The organism is Pseudomonas sp. 32_A, from assembly GCF_017490905.1.
In the GTDB taxonomy this organism is placed as follows: Bacteria; Pseudomonadota; Gammaproteobacteria; order Pseudomonadales; family Pseudomonadaceae; genus Aquipseudomonas; species Aquipseudomonas inefficax.
Genome location: NZ_JAFGYI010000322.1, coordinates 1 through 455, shown reverse-complemented (window position 1 = coordinate 455; position 455 = coordinate 1). Strand labels below are relative to the sequence as shown.

General features: G+C 66.2%; 1 protein-coding gene. It reads left to right on the top strand.

What is annotated here, in order from left to right; translation table 11 throughout:
• Positions 1-248 precede the first annotated feature (248 nt).
• Positions 249-455 (top strand): YbfB/YjiJ family MFS transporter (locus J5M58_RS28385; RefSeq protein WP_207880430.1); only part of this gene is annotated, 207 nt, incomplete at its 3' end.

Sequence of the window (455 nt, the reverse complement as noted above, 5' to 3'; positions counted from 1 at the left end):
ATCCATGATTCTCTCCGTGGGATGGATCGAATCTGAATTATTCATTTTTCGAGAATGATCGGTCAAGCTAGCATCGAATCGACTTCGACCATGATCTTGACCGGCCGCGATGCTTCCGACCCGATGGCGTGGCCGCTTCGCCCCTCGAAACGATGAGCTCTCTACCTTCTTTCCTCGCTGCGGCTAGTGGGCCGCGCGGTCCGTCGCACGATCAACGCGCCGCGTGCCGCGCGGCGCTTGCGGGCGCGGTGGCGCTCGCGGTGGCGCTCGGCGTCGGGCGTTTTGCCTTCACGCCGCTGCTGCCGCTGATGCTCGCGGGCGGCGAGCTCGACATCCGGCACGGCGGCTGGCTCGCGTCCGCGAATTACGCGGGCTATTTCGTCGGCGCGATGACTTGCGCGCGCATCGCCGTCGATCCGGCGCGGATGGTGCGCGCCGGCTTGGCGGCGACGGTC